Origin of the sequence: Kosakonia radicincitans DSM 16656, from assembly GCF_000280495.2 — a bacterium.
GTDB classification, from domain to species: Bacteria; Pseudomonadota; Gammaproteobacteria; order Enterobacterales; family Enterobacteriaceae; genus Kosakonia; species Kosakonia radicincitans.
Genome location: NZ_CP018016.1, coordinates 2,268,377 through 2,292,178, shown reverse-complemented (window position 1 = coordinate 2,292,178; position 23,802 = coordinate 2,268,377). Strand labels below are relative to the sequence as shown.

At 55.1% G+C, this 23,802-nt stretch carries 22 protein-coding genes; 5 read left to right on the top strand and 17 right to left on the bottom strand.

Annotated features, from left to right (window positions below; all coding sequences use genetic code 11):
• Positions 1-19: 19 nt before the first annotated feature.
• From Y71_RS11220 to Y71_RS11205, 4 genes are all read right to left on the bottom strand, one after another.
• The gene (locus tag Y71_RS11220) at positions 20-814 is read right to left on the bottom strand and encodes a PP2C family protein-serine/threonine phosphatase (RefSeq protein ID WP_007371684.1); all 795 of its coding nucleotides are present in this window, start codon (positions 812-814) and stop codon (positions 20-22) included.
• Complete coding sequence (gene tagH, locus Y71_RS11215; RefSeq protein WP_007371683.1) at positions 811-2,598, bottom strand: type VI secretion system-associated FHA domain protein TagH; 1,788 nt, start codon at positions 2,596-2,598, stop codon at positions 811-813. Before tagH ends, Y71_RS11220 begins: the two co-directional genes overlap by 4 nt.
• Positions 2,599-2,723: 125 nt before the next feature.
• On the bottom strand, positions 2,724-3,119 hold the full coding sequence (locus tag Y71_RS11210) for a putative T6SS immunity periplasmic lipoprotein (protein WP_007371681.1): 396 nt from the start codon (positions 3,117-3,119) through the stop codon (positions 2,724-2,726).
• A 155-nt stretch (positions 3,120-3,274) separates the two neighbouring features.
• Positions 3,275-3,757 (bottom strand): Hcp family type VI secretion system effector, encoded by a 483-nt coding sequence (locus tag Y71_RS11205; RefSeq protein ID WP_017457017.1) that lies wholly within the window; start codon positions 3,755-3,757, stop codon positions 3,275-3,277.
• Positions 3,758-4,021: 264 nt separating this feature from the next.
• Between Y71_RS11205 and Y71_RS11200 the strand changes: the two genes are divergently transcribed.
• Entirely contained in the window at positions 4,022-4,231 is a 210-nt protein-coding gene (locus Y71_RS11200; protein WP_007371679.1) for a hypothetical protein, read from the top strand.
• Positions 4,232-4,292: 61 nt separating this feature from the next.
• Here the strand turns inward: Y71_RS11200 and Y71_RS11195 are convergent, their stop codons facing one another.
• The 11 genes from Y71_RS11195 to Y71_RS11145 all read right to left on the bottom strand — a co-directional run bounded on the left by Y71_RS11195 (position 4,293) and on the right by Y71_RS11145 (position 16,398).
• Positions 4,293-4,787 (bottom strand): T6SS effector amidase Tae4 family protein, encoded by a 495-nt coding sequence (locus Y71_RS11195; protein ID WP_007371678.1) that lies wholly within the window; start codon positions 4,785-4,787, stop codon positions 4,293-4,295.
• A complete protein-coding gene (locus tag Y71_RS30365) occupies positions 4,784-5,245 on the bottom strand; it encodes a Rap1a/Tai family immunity protein (RefSeq protein WP_233218382.1) in 462 nt (153 codons plus the stop codon). The genes Y71_RS11195 and Y71_RS30365 overlap by 4 nt, the downstream gene beginning before the upstream one ends.
• A gap of 34 nt (positions 5,246-5,279) precedes the next feature.
• Complete coding sequence (gene tssC, locus Y71_RS11185; protein ID WP_007371676.1) at positions 5,280-6,779, bottom strand: type VI secretion system contractile sheath large subunit; 1,500 nt, start codon at positions 6,777-6,779, stop codon at positions 5,280-5,282.
• A 3-nt stretch (positions 6,780-6,782) separates the two neighbouring features.
• Positions 6,783-7,307 (bottom strand): type VI secretion system contractile sheath small subunit, encoded by a 525-nt coding sequence (tssB, locus tag Y71_RS11180; RefSeq protein ID WP_007371675.1) that lies wholly within the window; start codon positions 7,305-7,307, stop codon positions 6,783-6,785.
• 74 nt (positions 7,308-7,381) lie between these two features.
• Positions 7,382-8,395 (bottom strand): type VI secretion system protein TssA, encoded by a 1,014-nt coding sequence (tssA, locus tag Y71_RS11175; protein ID WP_007371674.1) that lies wholly within the window; start codon positions 8,393-8,395, stop codon positions 7,382-7,384.
• 11 nt (positions 8,396-8,406) lie between these two features.
• Positions 8,407-9,114, bottom strand: a complete 708-nt coding sequence (tagF, locus tag Y71_RS11170) for a type VI secretion system-associated protein TagF (RefSeq protein ID WP_007371673.1) — start codon at positions 9,112-9,114, stop codon at positions 8,407-8,409.
• Positions 9,115-9,131: 17 nt separating this feature from the next.
• Positions 9,132-12,746, bottom strand: coding sequence for a type VI secretion system membrane subunit TssM (gene tssM / locus Y71_RS11165; RefSeq protein ID WP_007371672.1), 3,615 nt, complete (start codon positions 12,744-12,746; stop codon positions 9,132-9,134).
• A 3-nt stretch (positions 12,747-12,749) separates the two neighbouring features.
• Complete coding sequence (locus Y71_RS11160; RefSeq protein ID WP_007371671.1) at positions 12,750-13,988, bottom strand: DotU family type VI secretion system protein; 1,239 nt, start codon at positions 13,986-13,988, stop codon at positions 12,750-12,752.
• A gap of 17 nt (positions 13,989-14,005) precedes the next feature.
• Positions 14,006-15,349 (bottom strand): type VI secretion system baseplate subunit TssK, encoded by a 1,344-nt coding sequence (gene tssK / locus Y71_RS11155; protein WP_007371670.1) that lies wholly within the window; start codon positions 15,347-15,349, stop codon positions 14,006-14,008.
• A 24-nt stretch (positions 15,350-15,373) separates the two neighbouring features.
• Positions 15,374-15,880 (bottom strand): type VI secretion system lipoprotein TssJ, encoded by a 507-nt coding sequence (gene tssJ, locus Y71_RS11150; protein WP_007371669.1) that lies wholly within the window; start codon positions 15,878-15,880, stop codon positions 15,374-15,376.
• Between the two features lie 23 nt (positions 15,881-15,903).
• Positions 15,904-16,398: a hypothetical protein gene (locus Y71_RS11145; RefSeq protein ID WP_007371668.1), complete on the bottom strand. Its 495-nt coding sequence runs from the start codon at positions 16,396-16,398 to the stop codon at positions 15,904-15,906.
• Positions 16,399-17,370: 972 nt separating this feature from the next.
• On the opposite strand from Y71_RS11145, the gene Y71_RS11140 reads away from it, so the two are divergent.
• On the top strand, positions 17,371-19,071 hold the full coding sequence (locus tag Y71_RS11140; RefSeq protein WP_007371667.1) for an alpha,alpha-trehalase: 1,701 nt from the start codon (positions 17,371-17,373) through the stop codon (positions 19,069-19,071).
• Positions 19,072-19,120: 49 nt separating this feature from the next.
• On the opposite strand, the gene Y71_RS11135 is transcribed toward Y71_RS11140, so the two are convergent.
• Positions 19,121-19,375 carry a GlsB/YeaQ/YmgE family stress response membrane protein gene (locus Y71_RS11135; RefSeq protein WP_007371666.1) on the bottom strand — a complete coding sequence of 85 codons (255 nt, stop codon included), beginning with the start codon at positions 19,373-19,375 and terminating at the stop codon, positions 19,121-19,123.
• Positions 19,376-19,586: 211 nt separating this feature from the next.
• Between Y71_RS11135 and ycgR the strand changes: the two genes are divergently transcribed.
• Complete coding sequence (gene ycgR, locus Y71_RS11130; RefSeq protein ID WP_007371665.1) at positions 19,587-20,318, top strand: flagellar brake protein YcgR; 732 nt, start codon at positions 19,587-19,589, stop codon at positions 20,316-20,318.
• Here ycgR and emtA read toward each other — a convergent pair whose 3' ends face one another.
• A complete protein-coding gene (gene emtA, locus Y71_RS11125) occupies positions 20,319-20,930 on the bottom strand; it encodes a membrane-bound lytic murein transglycosylase EmtA (RefSeq protein WP_007371664.1) in 612 nt (203 codons plus the stop codon).
• A gap of 101 nt (positions 20,931-21,031) precedes the next feature.
• Between emtA and ldcA the strand changes: the two genes are divergently transcribed.
• Together ldcA and Y71_RS11115 are read left to right on the top strand one after the other, a co-directional pair.
• Complete coding sequence (gene ldcA, locus Y71_RS11120) at positions 21,032-21,943, top strand: muramoyltetrapeptide carboxypeptidase (protein ID WP_007371663.1); 912 nt, start codon at positions 21,032-21,034, stop codon at positions 21,941-21,943.
• A 121-nt stretch (positions 21,944-22,064) separates the two neighbouring features.
• Positions 22,065-23,798 carry a potassium/proton antiporter gene (locus Y71_RS11115; protein ID WP_007371662.1) on the top strand — a complete coding sequence of 578 codons (1,734 nt, stop codon included), beginning with the start codon at positions 22,065-22,067 and terminating at the stop codon, positions 23,796-23,798.
• Positions 23,799-23,802: the final 4 nt, after the last annotated feature.

Sequence of the window (23,802 nt, the reverse complement as noted above, 5' to 3'; positions counted from 1 at the left end):
AAAGTCCTTGTAAGCTGTATCAATCACGAAGAGGGAAAAACTGGGCGGCTTCAGAGAGCGTATGCAGTAGCGTCGTCTCCTGAGGTGTGCCCATCCACACCGCTACGGCGCTATAGTTGTCCTGCTGGGTTTGCGCCCCGACACTGTTTTTCAGCAGGATTTGATTCATCAACGTCAGCCACTCGTCCGGCGTATTCACCATATGCAGCGACTGTTGCATCTGCTCTTCACTGACACCGTGCCAGAAGCCATCGGTACAGAGCAAAAAGGCATCGCCATCTTCGATCGGCACCACATCGCTGTAGCTTGGCTCGCGTTCATCTTCGCCAAGACCCAGCGCGAAGTAGAGCAAGTTGCCGTTGATGCCTTCGGTCTGATGCCCGGCATCTTTCATCTGCTGCACCAGGCTGTGATCGGTGGTGACATGATAGAGCCAGCCGCGACGAAAGAGATACAGGCGGCTGTCGCCCGCGTGTGCCCAGTAGGCAAGCTGATAATCCCGGTCGATAAACAGGCTTACCATGGTCGTGCCCATACGGTGATAATCCTGTACCGCTTTCTGCTCCTCGCGGATAGCGCGGTTAGCATCGTTGACGTACTGACGAATGTACTGGGCATTCAGGTGCTCATCGCCATCAAACCGGCTGATGATGGTATTACGCGCCAGTGCGGCCGCTACGTCGCCGCCGGGTAACCCGGCGATGCCGTCACATACCACAAAGCAGGCGGCACGCTCGCCGATGTTCTCCCCGGTCTGGTCCTGATTACTGGCACGTTCGCCCTGGCGGGATATGGAGGCCGTGCTGATATTCATTCTTCCGATCCGCTTTGTGAGTCTTTGTACTGGTTAACCTCCATGTCATAAGCGTGGAGGAACGCTTCGCCAAACAGGGTATGGAAGTCATCGTCAATTTCACCCGCCGTTTGCGCGTAGGTGCGCACAAAGTAGTCCCACAGAGCGGCTTTACGGTTCGAGAGTACGCCGAGACGCGCGGTGGCGCCGTCGCGTTTAGCGTCATCTTCCAGTTGTTCCGGGTTAAACGACTGCAACATCGCGGCGATAATCGCGCGGATCCCGGAAATCATACCTAACTGGTGCGCCTGTAAGTCGATCAACGCATCGCGCACCGATTTTTTCGGCGGCATAAAGCCAGGCATCCGCGTACCAAACATCTGCATCAGCACGGTTTTGCCCGACGGCAGCAGCTTGAACGGGTTGTTGGCGTCATCCAGCACCATCGTCATATCGGCTTTAACGCCGCGTTTCAGAATCGAGCGCGAGGAGAGCAGCGCAACGGTGCCCTGGGAAAACATGCTCAGCATCTGGCCGAGCTGACGCATGTTCTCTTTATCGAACTGCGGCACCGGCTGCATATCGCCAAGCCCCATACCTTCCAGTAACGCGTCCAGCAGCTCGCCTTTCAGCACATCGCTGCTGTCGCCATTGCCAGCGGCTGGCGCGCTGCGCACTTCGTTGTTGCTCTGGAGCGGATCGATACGCAGACGCCCTTTCGGCGTTTGCGCCGCGCTGCGCTGTACCGCTTGCGGCGTCGGCAGCGTGATACCCGCATAATCCTGCGGCTCCGACACCGGTTCCGGCTCATCATCGACGAACAGCGGCGTGCCGCTGAGATCTTCCGCGCGCAGTTCGGTGATGATCGGCTGCGGCTGTTGCGGCGGCGTCACGCTGTGCGGATCGGTGATGATTGGCTCGGCGGGTTTCGCCGGAACAATCTCATCCGCATGCGCCAGCGGCACTGCGCCGCTTAACAGCCCAAGCGGATCGTCGCTGCGTGCCGCCGACGTGCTGCCGCCGCCAAACAGCGCCAGCGGATCCAGTTCATCCGCTTCCGGCGCAGGTTTTTGCGCAGCCCGATCAACCGGGGGCACCAGTGCGGATGGCGTGACGTCGTTAAAGATGCTGTCATTTTTAAAGAGCTGTTCATCGTTAAACAGCTGATCGGAAGCGAGCGTTTTCGGCGTCACCAGCGGCTCGTTGTTATTCAACAGCGAGAGCGGATCTTCCGGGTTACGTTCCGGCTCTTTCGGCGCGGCAAAAGGGTTCAGATTTTGCGCTTCCGGCGTTTTCGCCCGGTTGCTGGAGATGCTGTCGGAGATGGAGAACTCCTGCATCAGGCTGTCCCAGATTTCCGTTGGCACTGACGCCGGGGCGTTTTCCGCTACGCTTTTCGGTGTCGGCGCGGGCGCAGGTTTGGCCACTTGCGGCTGAACGTGCTTCGGATACATCTCCTCCGCCATACGGCTTACCGGCTGCGTATCCTGAATCAGCTCGGTAACTTCGATACGGTATTCATCAATGCCCAGAATATCGCCATCCTGCAATTCGACCTGACGGCCACGTTCCAGGGGAATATCATTCAGCACTACGCGGGTCACATTGCCGCGATTGGTAATGCGACACTCGCCATTACCAGCGATATGAACAATCGCCTGTAAGCGAGAGATGGAGCGGTCGTTATCCGGCAGCACCAGGTTGTTATCAGTGCCGCGGCCGATAGTGCCGCCAGGCGGATAAAAGTCGCAGCGGCTTTGCGGCGGCTGATGACCGGGTTTACTGGTAATAATCGTGAATCGCATAGCATATTCCTGCTGGAGTTATGTGCACTCAAACGGCGCCGTTTTCCATAAAGCGGCTGCGTTTGAATACCTGAATATGATTTCAGTGGCCCCGGAGCAGCCCACCGGAGCAAAACTTCGCTCGTTTATTCTTGTTTTTGCACCGTAAGCTCACCTTGCGCGGAGCGGGTCAACATAAAACGGGTTGCATAACGCGTTGCGTTATTGCCATCACTCACTTTAAACACCACATCGTAAATACCAGCCTGCCAGTTGATGTCAGGCCAGACGGTGCAATGGCTGGCAGAAATAACGCGTGTTGGTTGCCAGTTCGCGGGTGATGTCATCGTCTGCCATTCGCTGCCATTCAGTTTATTAATGGTGGGCGCTGTGGCAACAAGCGCCGTGGAGGACAAGGGGGTCATACTGAAGCACGGCTGGTTATCTTTTATTTCCACCCCCGCAGAAGCATATTGCGGCGGATGGCTCTGACAACCGCTCAGCGTGATTAACACCAGGCTCGTCAACCCTATTTTATTCATAACCAGGCTTTCCTGCCCCGGTAACGCTTAAGAATTAACTCAAGCACGATAATATATTTCTGTTTACCATCAGGCTCAATAATGTCTTTTTGCGGATACAGGCACAGAGCCGCTGCTCTGTGCCTGCCGTAATGCGCGTCAAAAAGAGAGCAGCATTACGCTTCTTTGTTTTCCTTGATGTTCCAGCCAGCGCTGGTTTCAGCACCTTTACCGCCGGAAGAAGACTGCTCCCAGTACTGCTGTTTCACTTTCGCAGCCTGGAATGCATAGGTCACACCCACGGTGTCGCCGTTATCCGCACCGGTGTACTGAACAGACGTCACCAGCACATCTTCCAGCGTGATACGTGCGTATTCAACCTGCTGACCACCGGCTTTGCAGACGGAAAGCTCAACCTTGGTCAGGTGCTTACCGCTGGCGCAGTGTTTCAGGATAGCCGTCGTGGATTTATCAATGAGTGCATTTACGTGAAGGTCGTTGAAATTGACTTTACCGGCACCGCCGCCACCGCCAACACTCATATTCCCTGGCTGTGAAGCACCCCAGGAAAAAGATGTGATATCAGTCCAGCCGGTGTGGTTAGAGTCTTTAGATTCACCCGTAACTCCATCGACCTTCAGAAACATATCAATAGCCATAATATTTACTCTTCGTTAATGATAAATATTGCTTTCGAAAAAGCGCTTATATGGCAAACGGGTAAGCATGGGGCCGAATAAAACCGTCCATATTTTACCTCTGCCTCGTTGCTGTACAGCCGGGAGCCGTACAGTTTTTCACTTTCCCGCGTATTGCAGGAAATTGAAAACTCGTCACTGTTGTTGTCCGCATAGCACTAGACAATGCTGACAGCGCTACCTAAAATCCCCCTTTTGTCTTCTATTAACCTGGATGGTCATAAAATGAAAAAGGGTATTGCGCTATTATTGATCTGCCTTTTCGCGGTCGTCGGCATCTACACTTTTATTGATATTATTGAGTCAGTGTTTAATGTCGCCCGCTATGAAACTTTCACACTTGCTGCCACAGGAACCCTCTTCGGCAAGGCGGTATTTTTACTCGTCGTGATTGTTGCCTTTACCTTTTATATTAAGTTTTACCGGAAAAATTAAATCTTCGATTTTATTTTTTCCGCGACTGCGTAAATCGCGATGGATGCGGCAATAATAGCAACTATTTTAATTCCCAAAACCAGATTTCCTGACAATACGGATAACAGTCCGAATTACAGAGAAAAGAGTTGCTGGTCAGCGGTTCCAGCATATCGATATGCCCCCCACCGTACCCCTCAATTTTATTAAAGAATACTACACCCCGGCGTTTTAACAGTGCTCGCCCGCCCTGGACTTTATCGGTGTAGATTTCTGCCTTACCAAAAACATCAGCCCGATTTAATTGATCAGCAAGCAATTTGGCGCCCATTTCAAACTTTTTGCCTTTATATGGGCCACTTTTTATTGTAAAACGCCCCGCAAATTCGATGTTACATTTCAGCAGAGCCAAACTCATTCTTACGGCACAGGTATTCTTATATTGCTCGCCTTGCCGTATTAAATCGTTATAGTCATAGCCAATTTCCGAAAATAAAACATCGGGAGCAACATATCCTGCGCGGGTATCATTTGATGAGTAATGCTGCTTTTTTAATTGCTCGTATAACGGTCTCATTTTTGGCTCCCTTTTTTGCAAGGCAGAAATTCCTTCATCGACTCAACAATAAAGTTGGCGGCAGGTTGTTTACGCTGTTCAGTACTCAGCTTTGCCAGACGCGAGAAAACGTGCTCATGGGCAGAACCCGGCAGTATCTTCTTATACCCACACCACGCTTTCCCTTCCGTTGCATCCAACACCCCGAGAAAATACATATCCGCTTTGATACGTTCTCGCTCGTTATCTTTATTGCTCCAGGCATTAAAAAAACGTTCGGCAGTCAAATTCACATCGTGCCCGGTTAACAGAGACGGATCGCGTGGAAATACAGAGGTATCATCTTCCGGTAATGATTGGGCCCGAGGGTATTGATAAGTTTGTGTTTCTGCTAAAACCAGGGTTGAGAAAACCAGCAGACTGCTAACAGCTATTCGATATAGATTCATCGCATATCCTTCTGTTATGAAATCCTTCATGCCGCAGGCGCATCCCGCCTGCGGCACCTTCTGCTTACGCCTCTTTGGTTTTCAGTGACGGCAGTTTTGACACCAGACGCAGCGACACGGTCAAACCTTCCAGCTGGTAGTGCGGACGCAGGAAGAATTTCGCGGCGTAGTAGCCAGGGTTGTCTTCGATCTCCTGCACCTGCACTTCGGCCGCGGCCAGCGGTTTACGCGCTTTGGTTTCCTGCGAGGAGTTCGCCGGGTCGCCGTCGACGTAGTTCATCACCCAGTCGTTCAGCCAGCGTTCCATTTCGTCGCGCTCGCGGAAGGAACCGATTTTGTCGCGCACAATGCACTTCAGGTAGTGCGCAAAACGGCAGCAGGCGAAGAGATACGGCAGACGGGAAGCCAGACGCGCGTTGGCGGTGGCATCGGCATCGTGGTACTCGGTCGGTTTTTGCAGCGACTGCGCGCCGATAAAGGCGGCAAAGTCAGAGTTTTTACGGTGGATCAGCGGCATAAAGCCGTTTTTCGCCAGTTCCGCTTCACGGCGATCGCTGATGGCAATCTCGGTCGGGCACTTCATGTCCACGCCGCCATCGTCGCTCGGGAAGGTGTGGCACGGCAGATTTTCCACCGCCCCGCCGGATTCAACGCCGCGAATCGAGGTGCACCAGCCGTACTCTTTAAAGGAGCGGTTGATGTTGGTCGCCATCGCGTAAGCGGCGTTTGCCCAGGTGTAGTTGTTGTGGTTCGCGCCGTCGGTCTCTTCTTCAAAATCGAAGCTATCCACCGGGTTCGTGCGAATGCCGTACGGCAGACGGGAGAGGAAGCGCGGCATTACGAGGCCTAAGTAACGAGCATCTTCCGATTCACGCAGAGAACGCCAGGCGGCGTATTCGGTGTTCTGGAAGATTTTCGTCAGATCGCGCGGATTCGCCAGCTCCTGCCAGGACTCCATCTGCATCACGCTTGGTGCGGTGCCGGTGATAAACGGACAGTGCGCCGCCGCGCCGATACGCGCCATCTCGCCGAGCAGCTCAACATCCTGCGGGCTGTGGTCGAAGTAGTAATCGCCCACCAGGCAGCCAAACGGTTCGCCGCCGAACTGACCGTACTCTTCTTCGTAGATTTTTTTGAAGATCGGGCTCTGATCCCAGCCGACGCCTTTAAAACGCTTCAGGTTACGGCCCAGTTCCTGCTTGGAGATGCTCATAAAGCGAATTTTCAGCATCTCATCCGTTTCGGTGTTATTCACCAGATGGCTGAGGCCGCGCCAGGCACTCTCCAGTTTCTGAAACTCTTCGTGGTGGATAATCTGGTTAATCTGCTGCGACAGCTTCTCATCGATACCGGCAATCAGGTTCTGAATGGTGCGGTAGGTGTCGTTGGAGAAGGTTACGGTATTTTCCAGCGCCTGCTGCGCCAGCGTTTTCACCGCGCTTTCTACCGCCGAACGCGCCTGGTCGGTTTTCGGGCGGAACTCTTTGTTCAGCAGTGAGCTAAATTCATCCTGACTGAAGGCCTGGGCGCCCTGCTGTTCATGTTGTTGCGAAGGATTGCTCATGGTTTACTCCTCTTTACCTTGCGCGTTCTCGTCGCTGTTCGGCAACTGGCTAAGGGATTTCAGCAGTGTCGGATCCTGCAACACTTTGGCGATCAGCTCTTCCGCGCCGTTTTTTCCGTCCATATAAGTCAGCAGGTTGGAAAGCTGCGTGCGGGCTTCCAGCAGTTTGTTCAGCGGCTCGACTTTGCGGGCGATGGCATCCGGCAGGAAATCATCCATGCTGTCGAAGGTAAGATCGACGTTCAACCGGCCTTCGCCCGTCAGCGTGTTGTCCACGTTGAAGGCGACGCGCGGTTTCAGCGCTTTCATACGCTCATCGAAGTTGTCGACATCGATCTCGAGGAATTTACGCTCCTCAATAGACGGTAAGTTCTCCACCGGTTTCCCGACCAGATCCGCCATAACGCCCATCACAAACGGAAGCTGGATTTTGCGCTCTGCGCCATAAACTTCCACGTCGTACTCAATCTGTACGCGCGGCGCGCGGTTGCGGGCGATAAATTTTTGACCACTGTTACTTATTGGCATGATGTTCTCCATCGAATATGCGCGGTGAAGGTTTGACGACTGGCGACGCGCCTGTCGTCATAACACGGTACGCGTCACTCCTGACGCCCAAAGATGTTTTGCAACTGGCTTACGCCATCGGGCGCCAGATCGCGAATAATTTCCATAAAATCGAGTTCGATTAACCGCTGTACGCGATCGATCATCAGCGGTGCCGGGTGGCTCGGTTCATGCTGAGTAAAGTATTGCTTCACTTTCTCCAGCATCAACTGTGCGTCGGCGCGCGTCGTTACCTGCGCCGTGCGCCAGTCGGTATGCGCTGCGAGCGGTGCGGCAACCGGCTGTGGCGCAGGGGCTTTTTGCTCCTCCCCTGCGGACGGCGCAGGCGGCTCATCGCCACGGGAAGCGCGGCTCGCTCCGGCAATCATGCTGACCGTTTTCAGTAACTGTTCCATTTCCGGCACCCCGCTTTCGCCCAGTTGTTCCAGCAGCCATGTACGGATGGTTTGCAGGCGCCCTTCAATCTGCCCGATAGCTTCAATACCGGGTTGGCCGCCGCGTACCAGTTCATCTATCAAACGCACCCGACCGCCCGGGTAACCCGCGCATTCGGTTTTACTGCCATCCAGCAGCGCCTGTGCATCGCGCACATTCAGCTCATCTCCATTGCTGCGTAACAGTATCGACTGGCGCAGCGTGGTGGTGAGCGCGGATTTGTCGCTCAGCGCAGCCAGCGCATTAATACGGTAGAAGGGATCGAATTCACCGCCATCGGTAAGCGACGGCCAGAGATGATCCCAATACAGCGCCAGCGCCTGGCCCAGCAGCAGCAAACCGTCGGCGTAACCTTCCAGCCCGCGACGACGCGTCCATGCATGGGTCAGCGCCAGCATGACGCGAATATCTTTCGTGCGTTCCAGCAGCGAGGTGGCCAGTTTTTCCACGCGGTTCCAGTCGGCGGGTTCGGCAGGAATGATCGTGTTGCCGAACTGCTGCTCGGCTTTACCGAGGCTGGCCTGTTCCATCGCCTGGAAGTCGGCGTCATACTCCAGATTCTCGCCGCACGGTTGCTCCGGCGTGACCGGAGCCAGTAAAGAGTCAATCGTCATCCGCAACCTGCTTATTCAAACATCGGTGGGTAAAGACCGTGGCGACCGGGTCTGGCGCCCCCCGCCGGGTCAAACAGCAGCGTAAAGAGCTGCCCGGTAAAATTGCCGCTATGTACGTGTGTATAAAGCGGATAGCCGTCGCTGCGGTTGGTCCACCAGAAACTGATCTGGCGCAGCGGGTCGAAACATTCGGCGGCCTGATTCCAGCCAATGGTCGATTCGCCGTCGCCTTCGTAACCGATCACATCAAGAATTTCCGAGCGCGATTCCGGCGCAACCAACTGCACGGGCGGAATCGACAGCAGCGCCTGATCGAGCTGTTCCGGCGAGTAGCCATTGCGGATAGCGTGCAGCAGCGTGCGGCCCAGTTGCTGATACCAGTCGCCCGCCTGCGCCAGATGGCGCGGTGTCCACTCCAGCGGGTTGATCGCCATCAGCGCGCAAATCGGGTACTGGCGCCCGACGCTGTCGCGCCCCGGCAGCAGACAGCCCATCTGCACTTGCTGCCCGCCAAGCATAGGCGGGACAACAAAATTCCATACCGGCGCATTGCCGAACTGGCGATCGCTGGCACGCTGTTCCTCTTTTTGCCAGTTCATCAACCCCACCTGGAACCAGTGGGACCACTGCCGTTGCAGCGCATCGGGAAAGCGGCGCTGTAAAAAATCACCGGCACTCGGCAGTTTTCCGTACCAGCTGATTGCTGAAGTCATCGTCATTGGCGTTCCTTTGCAGTTCAAGGACATGCGAAACGGGGAAGCTGGAACGGGTTGCGGATGCTGTTCGGCGCAAACTCCAGCGTCACCTGATGCCCGTCAATGGTGAATGTCGCCTGGCGGCTAAGGCTGCTACTGCCGGGGCTGACGCGGGCTTTATCGAAAAAGCGATTCAGTGCCCACGCGCCGTTGGTGACCAGCGTCGCGGTTGTGCCGCTGGCCAGACCGAGCTGCATCCGTACCTGGTTGGTTCCGCCCGATCCCGGCCAGTTAACGATTTGTACCGCCTGCGGCCCGTGGCTGTAACGCAGAATTTGCCCGTCCACATCCAGCGTCATGGTCAGGATGCTGTTATCCATACGCACCGTGCGCACGGTTGTGCGAAACGACGGCGTGGTGCTGCCATTGGCAAAGAAAGCATCGCGGATAGACTGCGCCTGCTGGAACGGCACCAGCAAACCTTCGCTGCCCGGCAGCGTTTTGCCGTCGATACCTGGCATAAAGCGCCAGGTGGACTGCGTGGTGTCGACTTTATTGGTCAGGTTATCGCGAAAGAAGGTATCCATCAGACCGGTGCCCGGCGCGAACATGCGCGCCAGATCGTCCGGCGTCACTTCGCTGCTGGCTGAGCGCACCAGCGGATAACGCCCGGCGATGGCCTGACGGCAGAAGCTGCCCACTTCAACGCTGATACGCTTGCGAACATTTTCCAGATCCCGGCGCTGAGTATCGCTGCTGGCTCCCACGGCCATGTTGCTGAACATGGTTTGCAGGCCGCCGGGCAGACGTCCGGCGCTGGCCTGTAAACGGCTGATCGCTTCCCCCCCCGGCGGGGGCATCCCGCTGTTGGCAGCATCCTGAACGGCGGTCAGATAGCGGTACAGCTCATCAACCTGCTTGAGAAAATCATCAAAGACGATGGTTTTCCCGCCTTTTTCCAGCGGCTGCGCCAGTTCGATAATCGGCGCGAAGTGTTCGGTTACACGCTGTTCCGGCGTCTGGCTGGCCGCAGCATTGGTGGTTTGCTCTGCGCCGTCGTGGTTACTGAACAGGGTTTCCAGCATCTGCGTACCACGGTTAGTACTACCAGCGTTTTTCGCTTTTTCAGCGTCTTCCGGCTCATCCCGCGTCAGTTTCAGTTGCTGGCTCAGGTTGAGCACCAGCCGACGCAGCGGTGAGTTGTTGCCGGAGAGCAAGCGCGCCGTATTGATGCGCTGATTCAGATCGGCACTGTTATTAAGCTGAATGTCGCTTAAAAAGCTGTCCCACAGAGCGATAAAGTCGCGGGCGTAGAGCTGGCGCACCGCGTTATCCGTCTGTTGTTTATCTTCCGGCTGCGTGGTCGCGCCCAGTACCCAGCTATCATCTTCATGCAGGGAAGCGGTGACCGGTGCGATCTTTGCGTTGAAGGTATTCCAGTAGCCGTCCGGCGTGTACAGCCCCGGTAGACCTTCACTCACTGGTTTGCCGCTTTTGCGCGAAAAGACCAGCTCGCTTTGCGGTCCGCCCAGTGAAGCCAGTGAAACCGGCTTCAGGCTGTCATCATGTTCCAGCAGACGTTTCAGACGACCATAAACGCGCGTGGAGAGCGGCTGCTGGTTAATCATTGCCTGCTCGCGGCTGATTAACGCCTCATCTTTGGCGTACGGCGACGACTGAATTTGCGGCTCCAGCAACTGCGTCAGATGCCATTCAAGCTGGCGGATCTGCGCTTTGGTGACGTTCTGCGGCAGATTGCGCTCCAGATTGAGCATCACCCACGAGTGCAGGAATTTGCCGTCGTAATGTTTCGGCTGATAGAGCATCTGGTAGGCTTTCAGCGCTTCGTAGCTGTATTCCACATCGCTGCCGTTATCGTTGCGCAGCCAGGTGGTAATGCGCATCGCCACTTCCGGTAACAGCATCTGTTGCAACGCTTTCTGGTACAGCGTCTGCGAGGCGTCAGCCACATCGTTACCGCGATACAATCCCATACGGCGGGTGATCGGCGGATTGTTGATGTCGAAGGCGTCACTCTGCGGCAGCGCGGCAAGCCCGTTCAGCAGCGGCAGCATGGCAAACAGATCGCCCTGCTGGCGGTTACGCAGCGCTTTGATCTCCTGATCCAGCGCCGGCACTTTGGCCTGCACTTCATCAAGATAATCTTTGTTATTGCCGTAGCTGGTCAGCCACAAGGCGCTGATAACAATCAGCAGCGCCAGCAATGCCGCATAACCGGACCAGATCACCGCCCGGCTGCGTAGCTCCCACCAGCGGTTTTGCCCGGCAATACCCGCTTCCTGGAAGATGACGTTTTGCAGCACATGCTTGATAAAGAAGCTCTGCCCTTTCCCGCCCGGTACCGGCTCATCTTTACTCACCGAATCCCAGTTATCTCCGGCTTTACCCTGCGGTAGCGAGAGCGCCCGGCTGAGTTCACCCATCACGCGGTCGAAAGGCAGGCCTTCCTGCGTACCGCTGGCGAAGTAGATACCGCGCGGCGAGAATTCGGTTTCGAAATTAGAGCGGGCAAACAGCGTGTTCAGGTAGTCAGACAGCAGCGGGCGAAGTGCGGCGAACTCCTGCGGAAACAGGAAACATTCCGCGCGTGCCTGCGCATCGCTTTCCCGCAACAGCGTATCCGGCAGCGCCGCATCCAGCCGCTGCTGTAACAGGGCAAATTCCTGCAGAAAACTGCCCTGCAAGTCAAAATCCGCCAGTCTGGCTTTTTCCCACGGGAAGGTGAAACCCCAGATCTGGTCGCGCTGCGCTTTATCAAAACCGGCAAAATAGGCGCGAAAACCTTTCAGCAAGTCGGCTTTGGTTACCAGTACATAAACCGGGAAACGAATGCCCAACTGCTCATGCAACTCGGTCAGCCGCTGGCGCAAATTGAGCGCCTGTTCGCGGGAGGCTTCTGCGGATTGCGTCAGCAGATCGGCGATGCTGATCGTCACAATCACGCCGTTAATCGGCTGGCGACGGCGGTATTTTTGCAGCAGACCGAGGAATTTCGCCCATTCGCTGGCATCCTGAACCTGCTCGCTCTCCTGCGTGGTGTAACGACCGGCGGTATCCAGCAGCACCGCTTCGTTGGTGAACCACCAGTCGCAGTTACGCGTTCCGCCAATGCCGCGCAGCGCGGTTTTACCAAAGCGATCCGCCAGCGGAAATTGCAGGCCGGAGTTCACCAGCGCAGTGGTTTTCCCGGAACCCGGCGCACCAATGATCACATACCACGGTAACTGATACAGATACTGAGTGCTGAAGCGCTGCGTCCACTGTCCGCGCTGGCCCGGCTGGTTAAAGTGGGCTTTTTTCAGTACCTGTGCGGCCTCTTCAAAGCGCTCATTAAGCACTTGTTCTTCACTGTTCAGGCGTTTGCGCTCGACCGGATCTTTGGCTTCTTCGCTTTTCAGGTTGTCCATCAGCTTACGGTTGAGCCAGGCATTATAGAGGCGCGGCACAATGTGGCTGTGAACCCAAATCAGGTACATCACCGCAATGGTGATCATGCGGTTTTGCTCTGACTCAAGCGGGCGGGAGTCGACGACGGAGAGCAGCGGGCCGATCATCCAGATCACGGCAGCCAGCCCCGTCACGCCAAGGAAACCCCACAAAATGCGGTTGGTCAGCAATGAAAGCAACATATTCATCCTTTAGTTTCCTTGCGGCAGTCCGTTCAGCTCGGCGGCCGTATTTTCCGGCGACACCAGCAAAGTAATCTCTACGCGGCGGTTGCGGGCGCGGTTTTCCGGCGTGTTATTCGGCGCGATCGGGTTCATCTCCCCTCTCCCTTCCGCTTTCACGCGTTCCGGCTGCGACAGATGTTTTTGCAGCAGCGACTGTACCGAGCGCGCGCGCTCCAGAGAGAGCTCGTAGTTAGAGGCGAATCGCGCGCTGCGGATCGGCACGTTATCGCTAAAGCCGACCACCAGAATGCGGCCGCTGACGTTGTTCATCGCCTGGGCGACGCGGTCGATCACCGGTTCGTAGCTGTCACGCGCCACCGTTGAACCGGAAGCAAACAGCCCGTCGCCTTTTAAGGTCACCACGCTGCGATCGGCTTCATCGCGCACCGCCACCAGCCCTTGCTGAATTTCCGGGCGCAGGAAGGCGCTCAGATTAAGCACTGGCGGCGCACTCACTGCTGGCTGGGCAATAGCCGCTTCCGGCAGCTGTGTTTGATAGATTTTCGCCAGCACCGGGCTGGTGTTATCGCCAAGCCGCCAGTTAAGCACAATATAGAACAGACAGGCGAGGAAGCCCGCCAGCCCGACGCAGGCCCATAATGGGATCACCGGACGCCAAAGTTTGCGCATCACCGGTTGATCTTCCGGGTGCGGCGAAAGCGGCGGCGGATAGTTACCACGCACGCCACGGATCATCTGCCACAGGCGCTGTTTGATGGTTTCCAGTTGCGTACGGCCGTTGTCCATCACCCGGTAGCGGCCTTCAAAGCCAAGCAGCAGGCAGAAGTTGATCAGCTCCAGCAACGCGATGTGCTCGCGCGGGTTTTGCGACAGCCGCGCCAGCAGCTGGAAGAACTTCTCTCCGCCCCAGGTTTCGTTGTGGAATGTCACCAGCAGACCGCTGCCGGACCAGACGCCACGGCTACCCCAGGGCGTCAGCGCCGCGGCTTCATCCAGCGCGGTACAGAGGCAGTAGCGCGCGCCCACGATCACCTCGTAGGCCAGCCCGGATTGCTGACAGCGCACTTCAAAACGGCGGATTTCATCAATTAAATGCTGACGCAAACCGCTTTGATCGTCATGAGAGACCGAATAGCGGATTTGCGGTATCGCATTAAGTAGCGGGTTTGCCGCTGCGACCAAAGGATTGTTACCACTGGCTCCTGCCAGAGCGGCATCACTGCCGGCGGCGTTTTGTTCCTGCATATTGTGCGCTCGCTCTCTTATTCAGTCGGGCTACGGATGGCCCAAAACTCCATATCAAGACCCGGGAATTCGCCCGCCAGATGCAGTGCGAAAGCCCCCGATTTCTCCATTTCGTTCCAGAGTTCGCCGCCTTTTTCCAGCTCGAAATAGTTGTAACCGGCATGCCACGGAATTTGCGGCGGCGCGACCGGCATGGCGCGCAGCATCATGCCAGGCAACTGGAGCTGTACCAGATCGCGGATTTTGGTGACCGGGGCGACTTTCATCTGCGCCGGGAAATGGGTTTGCAGGATTTCGCCCGGCACGCTGGCCTTGACCGCCAGCACAAAGCCGAACTCGCGCGCCATGCTGGTATTCGGCAGCGTGGCGACATTCAGGCCGTGAGTGCGTTCGGTGAGCGGAAGCTGGATAGCGTGCTCTTCCATCACCAGCGACAGCCCCTGGCGCAGCATCAATTGCAGTTTGCTGAAGCAGCCCGCGAGATCGTCATGGTCATAAACCGGCAGCGCCTCTTCCGGCGAACGCGTAGCGGTCCAGGTCGTCAGCTCCGTGGCGAACGGCAGCCAGCTTCGCCACAGCTCTTCCGGGTGGATCATCGGCAGTGTTTTCAAATGCGCCACCTCGCCAAGATGGTGATTGATCAGCGCCAGCAGCGTAAATTCCACCATTTCCGAGGTATTAAAACGCCCCGGCTGACGCAAACGCTGACCTATTTGCTGGCTACGCTGCACCAGCAAGCTTTGCAGATCTTTGAGCGCGCCATACAGCAGCGGATTATTGATAGCATTGAGTACCGGCGGGATATAACGCGTATCGAGGCGAACGTGATTATCGTTACGCTTCTCCAGCACGTGCACCACGCCGATGGACGTCCATTCGGCGCTCAGATCTTTTTCCAGCATCAGTTTTAGCCGCAAGCGACCAAACTGCACGGCAGCCGGTCCGACGGACATGGCGTTGTCATCATCCACTTCGCTTTCCCAGGTGACGTAACGCGCCAGCGAATCTTTCTCTTCGCTGAAAATGACTTCATCCCGTCCGCCGCGCCGCACCGGTAACGCCAGCACCACGCGCTCATTGTTGGTGTTGTCCGGGATAGCCAACGGCGCTGGCGCCTGGCGTGCATCGTGGAAAGAGAAAAAAGTGCCGTCCGGCAGTAAACCACTGGCAGAGCTCAGGGCGATACAGCCCTGACGCAACATCGCGTCATCCAGTTCAAGATCCAGGTAGCCCCAAAGGTACGGGCGTTGCAGTGTCCCCCACTCACGAATGTGATGTTGCAGGTAACTTTCCGCACGCTGAAAATGATGAGGACGCAGAAACATACCTTCGGTCCATATGACCTTTTCTGCTTTATTCATACTGTTTTCCTGTTTAGGCTGGCGCTATTTGGAAATGACGCGAATTCCGTTGATGTCGAGGAAAAGATTCGCTTCCAGTTCGTCCGCAGAGGATTTCCAGAATTCGTAGAAGTGGCTCTCACCCTGCACCGGAAGCGGCAGGGAGATACGCCATTTCTTGCCATCCAGAGCCTGATATTCCGCGATCACGCCTATGTAACGCGCCTCCGGCGCGCTTTTGCCACTCAGCGTTTTCGACAACTGGCCGGGCATCAGGAAAAATTCATCACTGTTGAGCAGGTTGGCACCCAGCACGCTGTCAGCGTTATTTTGCAGCGACCAGAAATCGGCAGACATAAACGTGGCGTCCGATTTCAACAGCAAAACCCTGACTTTAAGAGGAGCGGACTCATTGATTTGCGGATGAGCCCTGAACTGAAGGTTATAGCTGGTAGGTACGCTGTGTGAAGAAGATCCACAACCGCTGGCCAGGGTGGCCAGCACAAAGAAAAACACCAGACAGAACTGGCGCACAACAGCATTATTATTCATATCTGGCACTCGTCACGGCTGGATTAATCGATGATCCAGGTTCCTGAGTTAGCGTTTTTGCAGGCTTTGCCGCTGCCGTCTACCGTCACGCAGGTCTGTTTTTTCGGCGCGACTCTGCGACGACGGTCTTCACGCAGCGTTTTGTCGTACAGCTCGCTTTTCACTACGGCACGCATCGGCACATAACCAATCAGTTCTTCCTTTCCTTCATCGGCCAGCGCCATCCAGAAGTGCTCTACCTGTCCCAGAACAACATAGGTTTTACCGGCTTCAAGTTGGCGGATCACTTTGCCGCCGAAATCCGGTTTGCTCATAACGGAAGCCGGATAAAGCGCGCGATAGTTTTGGTTAATGGCAGTAAATTCGGTTGGAGCAAGCACTGCATAACGGTGAGTTAAGGTAACGCCATTCACTTCACTGGTAACAATGGTGTCGTCGCCTGGAGCCGGTTTCGGTGGCGCTTTACACCCACTAACGCCAAAGACAAAAAGAAGAGCCAAGACCATTCGCATGTTCATAGAGTTTTTTCCATTGCAAATATATTACTGTGTTGACCTGGAGCGTTTCGGAAAGTAGCAGTTAAATCGCTCTAAATAACTTCATCCTTTTCCAACAAAACGCCGTGATAATGAATAAAAGGCATAGCTACCGCACGAGCCTGCACAAAGCAAGGCCGCAATATTATTACTTTTCATTGACTATCATGACACGATTTTACAGATAGGATTATTCAATTCAATATGATCTCCGACCTGTTGAAATAGGATTATTTAATTTTTTTGCAAATTAGGACAATTCTCAAGAAAAAATTTCACTTGAGGAGAGAATTATTAAAGATAGCTGTCCATAACGCCAGTTTATTAAAATGCAAATCCATAACCAACTGAAATTAAATAGATAATACCTATGATTCTTTTCTTAGCATATACTGAAAATAATGTGATAAGAGTAATCCTAAAAGCATAAATACACGAATAAATACTACAATATCTGGTAGTCTCAATTCCAGATTAAATGCAGGGTTTAAGAGCTTTTACGCCCTATTTCGGATTCTTTTGTCAGTATTGGCGAAATATATTGAGCAAAAAGCATCTATTTACCGGGCATATATAGTCACGTACAAAACTATTTCATAGCGGTACCGCGGGTTGTTTCGCGCGAGAACATTCTTTGTATGAAATTATTTAGCGGTGCTTAACCGCTTCTGAATCCACATTAAATGAAACCTTTCAGCCATGTCGATTTGCCGCAATATTGTCTATTTTTTGCTCTCTGCATATTTGATCGCTAAAAATAACCCAGCCGTATTGATCAACCTTCGTCACACTTCTGCGGAAAAAAACCGCATTTTCGTCGTAACCAGACGGGGAAATAGTCTGGAATCGTACAAAATGCCAAACGGAGCACGCGATTTATCTGATATTCGACTAAGGTTTGGACAAGATTGATGTCAGCGGTGCCGTGATGCGCCAGCTCAAGGAGAATGATTGATGATAAAACCTGTTATGCGCCAGCCGCGCTCGCTGTTGCTGGCAATGCACGTCGTTTTAGGTGGAGCATTACTTGCTGTTGTTCCTCAGGCGCTGTCCGCAGACGCCCCGAATGCGCAGCAATCACCGGATATCCTGCTCGGCCCGCTGTTTAATGATGTGCAAAGCGCCAAACTCTTTCCCGATCAAAAAACCTTTGCAGATGCTGTACCCAAAGGCGATCCGCTGATGATCCTCGCGGATTATCGTATGCAGCGTAACCAGACCAGTTTCGATTTGCGCCACTTCGTTGATGTTAACTTTACCTTACCGAAAGAAGGCGAAGCCTATGTTCCGCCTGAAGGCCAAAGCCTGCGCGAGCATATCGACGGCCTGTGGCCCGTGCTGACACGCACAACCGATAGCGCCGGTAAATGGGATTCCCTGCTGCCGCTGCCAAAACCTTATGTTGTGCCTGGCGGTCGTTTCCGCGAAGTCTATTACTGGGACAGCTACTTTACGATGCTGGGCCTCGCTGAAAGCGGACACTGGGACAAGATCAACGATATGGTGACCAACTTCGCGCACGAAATTGATACCTGGGGACATATTCCCAACGGTAACCGCACCTACTATCTGAGCCGCTCCCAGCCGCCGTTTTTCGCCTTAATGGTCGAACTGCTGGCTACCCATGATGGCGATGAGGCGCTGAAAACCTGGCTGCCGCAGATGGAAAAAGAATATCGCTACTGGATGGAAGGCGTCGATAGCCTGCAACCGGGTCAGGCCAGCCAGCGCGTGGTAAAGCTGAATGACGGAACCGTGTTAAACCGTTACTGGGACGACCGCGATACGCCGCGTCCGGAATCGTGGCTTGATGATGTCACTACGGCGAAAAATAACCCTAACCGCCCCGCCACGGAGATCTATCGCGATTTGCGTTCCGCTGCCGCCTCGGGCTGGGATTTCAGCTCGCGCTGGATGGATAACCCGCAGCAGCTCGGTACCATTCGAACCACCAGCATTGTGCCCGTGGATCTGAACGCGTTGATGTTCAAAATGGAAAAAATGCTTGCCCGCGGCTATCAGGTTTCCGGTGATGCCGCAAAGGCCAGTCACTATGAAGCCCTTGCCACCGCTCGGCAGAAAGGTATTGAAGCCAATCTGTGGAATGAAAAAGAGGGCTGGTACGCCGATTACGATCTGAAAACCCATAAAGTCAGAAACCAGCTTACGGCAGCGGCGCTCTTCCCGCTGTTTGTCAACGCGGCGGCGAAGGATCGTGCGGATAAAGTCGCTGCCGCCACGCAAGCGCGACTGCTGAAACCCGGCGGTATCACCACAACTACCGTGAATAGCGGGCAACAATGGGATGCGCCTAACGGCTGGGCACCACTGCAATGGGTTGCCGCCGAGGGGCTGCAAAATTACCAGCAGCAGAAACTTTCGCAGGAAGTGAGCTGGCGCTTCCTGACCAATGTTCAGCACACCTACGACCGTGAGAAAAAACTGGTGGAAAAATATGATGTCAGCACCACCGGTACAGGCGGCGGCGGTGGAGAGTATCCGCTGCAGGACGGCTTTGGCTGGACTAACGGCGTCACGCTGAAAATGCTGGATCTGGTGTGCCCGAAAGAGAAACCCTGCGACAACGTGCCGCAAACGCAACCTGCATCCGCCTCACAACAACCTGCGCCTGCCGAACAAAAAGCCGCGCAGTAAACATGAAAAAGGCCGCAGCAATTGCGGCCTTTTTACTGAAGCGTAAGTTTTAATCTCTGCGCAACAGCCTGAACACTGCCAGCACGACAATAGCGCCGACGACCGCGACAAGGAAGCTGTGCAGATTAAAGCCGGTAATATCGCCGCCAAAACCAAACGTTGTAGCCAGCCAGCCCCCAACCACCGCCCCCACAATCCCCAGAATACAAGTCAGAATAAATCCGCCGCCATCCCGTCCGGGCATGATTAATTTAGCAATAATGCCAGCAATCAAACCAAAAAGAATCCACGCGAGAATGCCCATTTTACTCTCTCCTTCTGCTTGTTTCGTTTACATGCACGCACCACAATGGCGGCGCGTTAGCTACAGTATAGTTGTCGGCGACAAAACTTTTTCATCTCACAGACTTAATCCCACTCTTCAGGGAAAATTTTTCGCAATATTTGTATTAAGTTCTGTCTGAAATTGCCGATAACCCAACGACGGTGTGTCAGTCATCAAGGAGCCATTCGGCGTGAGCAATTACAGTGAGCAGTTCCTGAAACAGAATCCTCTGGCCGTACTGGGTGTTTTGCGCGATCTGCAAAAAAACCAGGTGCCTGTCTGCATTACCTGGGGCAGCGGTCAGTTCATCAGTAAGATACTGGAAGTCAATCCGGAAGAGCTGGTGATGGATTTTGGTAGCCAGGAGTATGAGAACAACGCAGTGCAGCGTGCAGGGAAAGTGACCATTACCGCTGAAACACAAGGCGCCAAGGTTGAGTTTACACTGCCCGGGCTCGCAGCCGGTGATTTCCAGGCGCTGCCGGCATTTATTACCTCGCTGCCGGATTCGCTGTGGTTTATTCAGCGCCGTGAATATTTCCGCATTAGCGCCCCGCTCCATCCGGCTTATTTTTGTAAAGCGTTGATGCCGGACAAAAGCGAGATCCGCTTTCGCCTGTTCGATCTCTCATTGGGAGGGATGGGCGCCCTGCTGGATGGCGAATTACCCGCAGCACTGCAACCGGGCATGCGCTTTTCGCAGGTGGAACTGGACATGGCGTCCTGGGGACAATTTTATTTTGACGCACAGCTGATTGCGGTCGGCGAGCGCAAAGTGGTGGACGGGAAAAACAGCACCATCGTTACGCCACGCCTGAGCTTCCGCTTTCTGAATGTCAGCCCCGGCGTTGAGCGCGAGCTCCAGCGCATTATCTTCGCCCTGGAGCGCGAGGCGCGCGAACGCGCCAACCGGGTGCGCTGATTACATCGCATCCATCGCTTTTTGAACTTTCCAGATATAGCGCGGCGCTTGCGGCGCGGGGTGTTTTTCCGCCACGTGTTTCAGAAAAGCGTCAGCGCTCAAATCATTGATCTCATCAATCGCTTCGTCGCGATCCGACGAGAACGTCCGCAGTAATGCCCCGGCGCCGTTAACGTAGGAGACCACCAGCGCGTACTGCATCACCTGCTGGTTGCGGATCCCCGCCAGCGGCCCGTGTTCGAGAATGCTTAAATAGGCCGCGCCCATGGAAATATTGCGTTCGGGATTTTTCAGTTCACTGCTGGAGGGTTGACCGCTCCATCCCATATAGCGGTAGACTTCACGTCCGGCGGTTGACGCTTTCAGTTGCATCAGCCCCACCGCATTGGATTTACTCACCAGGTTCGGGTTTCCCCCGGATTCCACGGCAATCATCGCCGTCAACAGCCGTGGGCTGACACCCCACGCCGCGCCCGCCTTTTCGGTGATCGGCATCCATTGCATCGCCCGTTTCACCGGCACTTCCGGATTCCAGTCCGGCTGGCGGTAATCTTGTCTTGAACTACATCCGGCCAAAAGTACCACTAAAAAAGCAAACCATCTTAATTTCACGCCAACAAATCCTTCTTCGAGGGGCTCATCACTGCGGATGACAACGATACAGGTTAGCGGCATGATAACTGTTTCCCTATAGATGTCAGCAAGGAAATGCCATGTCCACCATCCATTTGATTGCCCCTTCCGGTTATTGCATTAATCAGCACGCGGCGGCACTTGCCGTCGAACGTCTGACGCAGCAGGGGCATCACATTGCCAATCCATCCGTCATCACCCGGCGCAGCGAGCGGTTTGCCGGCAGCGATGAAGAGCGTCTGGCCGATATCAACGCACTGGCAACCCTGGCGGGCAATAATACGATTGTGATGGCGGTGCGCGGCGGCTATGGCGCCAGCCGTTTGCTGGCTGATATCGACTGGCAGGGCATCGCAGCGCGTCAGCAACAACAACCGCTGCTGATATGCGGCCACAGTGATTTTACGGCTATCCAGCTTGGTCTGCTGGCAACCGGCAAGGTGGTTACCTTTAGCGGGCCGATGCTGGCGGGTAATTTCGGCGCAGACACGCTGGATGCCTTCACGCAGGAGCACTTCTGGCGCGCACTGACCAACCCGACCTTCAGCATCGAGTGGAACGGCGTTGGCCCACGATGCCATGTTGAAGGCACGCTGTGGGGCGGGAATCTGGCGATGCTAACTTCACTTATCGGCACGCCGTGGTTGCCGTCAATGCCGGGCGGCATTCTGGTGGTGGAAGATATTAATGAGCATCCTTACCGCGTTGAGCGAATGCTTTTGCAACTGCTGCACGCCGGAATTCTGGCGCAGCAGCAGGCGCTCATTCTCGGTAGTTTCTCCCACGCGCAACCTAACGATTATGATGCGGGCTACAATCTTACAAAGATGGTGGATTACCTGCGTTCACAGCTGACTATCCCGGTCATTAGCGGGCTGGCCTTCGGCCATGAGCCGCAAACGGTAACCCTGCCGTTAGGCGCGTTTGCTCAGCTGCAACATACTGATAAAACACGCCTGACGCTGACCGGTCATCCTGTGATCTCCGGGTAAAAAAAGTGCTTAATGTTCTTATTAAAACACTGTTTCTGCCGTTATTATGAAGTGAAGTTACCAACCCCGGGTTTCCGGCCCGGGGGATTCCCACTGGCGAGGATTAAGGAGAAGCACCACATTGGACGCTGAGGCGATAATTAGTCTGTTTATTCTGGGTTCTGTTCTTGTAACCTGTAGCATCTTATTGAGTTCTTTCTCTTCCCGCCTTGGTATTCCTATCCTGGTCATTTTTCTGGTCATCGGTATGTTAGCCGGCATTGACGGTATCGGCGGGATCCCGTTCGATAACTACCCGCTGGCTTATATGGTCAGTAACCTCGCGCTGGCGATCATTTTGCTGGATGGCGGCATGCGAACCCGCGCCAGTTCCTTTCGTGTTGCGCTCGGCCCTGCGCTTTCGCTCGCTACTGTTGGTGTGCTGGTCACCTCCAGCCTTACCGGTATGATGGCTGCGTGGTTGTTCAAGCTCAACCTGATGGAAGGGCTGCTGATTGGCGCGATTGTCGGCTCCACCGATGCGGCGGCGGTGTTCTCGCTGCTGGGAGGCAAAGGGCTGAACGAACGCGTTGGCTCCACGCTGGAGATCGAGTCGGGCAGTAACGATCCGATGGCTGTTTTCCTGACCATCACGCTGATTGAGATGATCCAGAAGCACAAAGCCGATCTCGATGTGATGTTCCTGGTGCATATCGTGCAGGAGTTTGGTCTCGGCATTCTGCTGGGCGGTGCGGGCGGCTACCTGCTGCAACAGATGATCAACCGTATCGCCCTGCCGCCAGGTCTCTACCCGCTACTGGCGCTCAGCGGTGGTATTCTGGTTTTTTCCCTGACGACGGCCCTGCACGGTAGCGGCATTCTGGCCGTTTATTTATGTGGTTTTGTGCTGGGCAACCGGCCGATCCGCAATCGTTACGGGATTCTGCAAAACTTCGATGGTCTGGCCTGGCTGGCGCAAATCGCCATGTTCCTCGTGCTGGGCCTGCTGGTCACGCCGTCCGATCTGCTGCCGATTGCCGTCTCTGCCCTGATCCTCTCCGCATGGATGATTTTTATCGCCCGTCCGCTGTCGGTGTTCGCCAGCCTGCTGCCGTTCCGCGGTTTCAATCTGCGTGAGCGCGTGTTTATCAGTTGGGTGGGGCTGCGCGGCGCCGTGCCGATTATTCTCGCTACCTTCCCGATGATGGCCGGGCTGGATAATGCGCGGCTGTTCTTTAACGTTGCCTTCTTCGTGGTGCTGATCTCGTTGCTGTTCCAGGGGACCTCGCTCACCTGGGCAGCGAAAAAAGCCAAGGTGGTGGTGCCGCCGGTCGGCTGGCCTGTTTCTCGCGTGGGGCTGGATATTCATCCGGATAATCCCTTCGAGCAGTTCGTCTACCAGCTCAGCGCCGATAAATGGTGCGTGGGCGCGGCGTTGCGTGATTTGCACATGCCGGAAGAGACGCGTATTGCGGCGCTGTTTCGCGGTAACAGTCTGTTGCATCCGACCGGCAGCACGCGGTTGCGGGAAGGCGATGTACTGTGTGTCATTGGGCGCGAGCGGGATCTCCCTGCGCTCGGCAAGCTGTTTAGCCAGTCGCCGCCGGTCGCGCTGGATCAGCGTTTCTTTGGCGATTTTATCCTCGAAGCCGATGCCAAATTCGCCGACGTGGCACTTATTTACGGCCTGGAGGAAGGGCTTGAGCACCGCGATAATCAGCAAACGCTGGGCGATATCGTACAGCAACTGTTGGGTGCAGCACCGGTGGTAGGCGACCAGGTTGAGTTTGCCGGAATGATCTGGACGGTGGCCGAAAAAGCCGACAACGCGGTGTTAAAAGTGGGCGTCAGAGTAGCAGAAGACGAGGCGGAATAACCGC

Coding starts and splice junctions, on each gene's coding strand:
- Y71_RS11220 (WP_007371684.1), bottom strand. CDS start 814: ATGAATATCAGCACGGCCTCCATATCCCGCCAGGGCGAACGTGCCAGT.
- tagH (WP_007371683.1), bottom strand. CDS start 2,598: ATGCGATTCACGATTATTACCAGTAAACCCGGTCATCAGCCGCCGCAA.
- Y71_RS11210 (WP_007371681.1), bottom strand. CDS start 3,119: ATGAATAAAATAGGGTTGACGAGCCTGGTGTTAATCACGCTGAGCGGT.
- Y71_RS11205 (WP_017457017.1), bottom strand. CDS start 3,757: ATGGCTATTGATATGTTTCTGAAGGTCGATGGAGTTACGGGTGAATCT.
- Y71_RS11200 (WP_007371679.1), top strand. CDS start 4,022: ATGAAAAAGGGTATTGCGCTATTATTGATCTGCCTTTTCGCGGTCGTC.
- Y71_RS11195 (WP_007371678.1), bottom strand. CDS start 4,787: ATGAGACCGTTATACGAGCAATTAAAAAAGCAGCATTACTCATCAAAT.
- Y71_RS30365 (WP_233218382.1), bottom strand. CDS start 5,245: ATGAAGGATTTCATAACAGAAGGATATGCGATGAATCTATATCGAATA.
- tssC (WP_007371676.1), bottom strand. CDS start 6,779: ATGAGCAATCCTTCGCAACAACATGAACAGCAGGGCGCCCAGGCCTTC.
- tssB (WP_007371675.1), bottom strand. CDS start 7,307: ATGCCAATAAGTAACAGTGGTCAAAAATTTATCGCCCGCAACCGCGCG.
- tssA (WP_007371674.1), bottom strand. CDS start 8,395: ATGACGATTGACTCTTTACTGGCTCCGGTCACGCCGGAGCAACCGTGC.
- tagF (WP_007371673.1), bottom strand. CDS start 9,114: ATGACGATGACTTCAGCAATCAGCTGGTACGGAAAACTGCCGAGTGCC.
- tssM (WP_007371672.1), bottom strand. CDS start 12,746: ATGAATATGTTGCTTTCATTGCTGACCAACCGCATTTTGTGGGGTTTC.
- Y71_RS11160 (WP_007371671.1), bottom strand. CDS start 13,988: ATGCAGGAACAAAACGCCGCCGGCAGTGATGCCGCTCTGGCAGGAGCC.
- tssK (WP_007371670.1), bottom strand. CDS start 15,349: ATGAATAAAGCAGAAAAGGTCATATGGACCGAAGGTATGTTTCTGCGT.
- tssJ (WP_007371669.1), bottom strand. CDS start 15,880: ATGAATAATAATGCTGTTGTGCGCCAGTTCTGTCTGGTGTTTTTCTTT.
- Y71_RS11145 (WP_007371668.1), bottom strand. CDS start 16,398: ATGAACATGCGAATGGTCTTGGCTCTTCTTTTTGTCTTTGGCGTTAGT.
- Y71_RS11140 (WP_007371667.1), top strand. CDS start 17,371: ATGATAAAACCTGTTATGCGCCAGCCGCGCTCGCTGTTGCTGGCAATG.
- Y71_RS11135 (WP_007371666.1), bottom strand. CDS start 19,375: ATGGGCATTCTCGCGTGGATTCTTTTTGGTTTGATTGCTGGCATTATT.
- ldcA (WP_007371663.1), top strand. CDS start 21,032: ATGTCCACCATCCATTTGATTGCCCCTTCCGGTTATTGCATTAATCAG.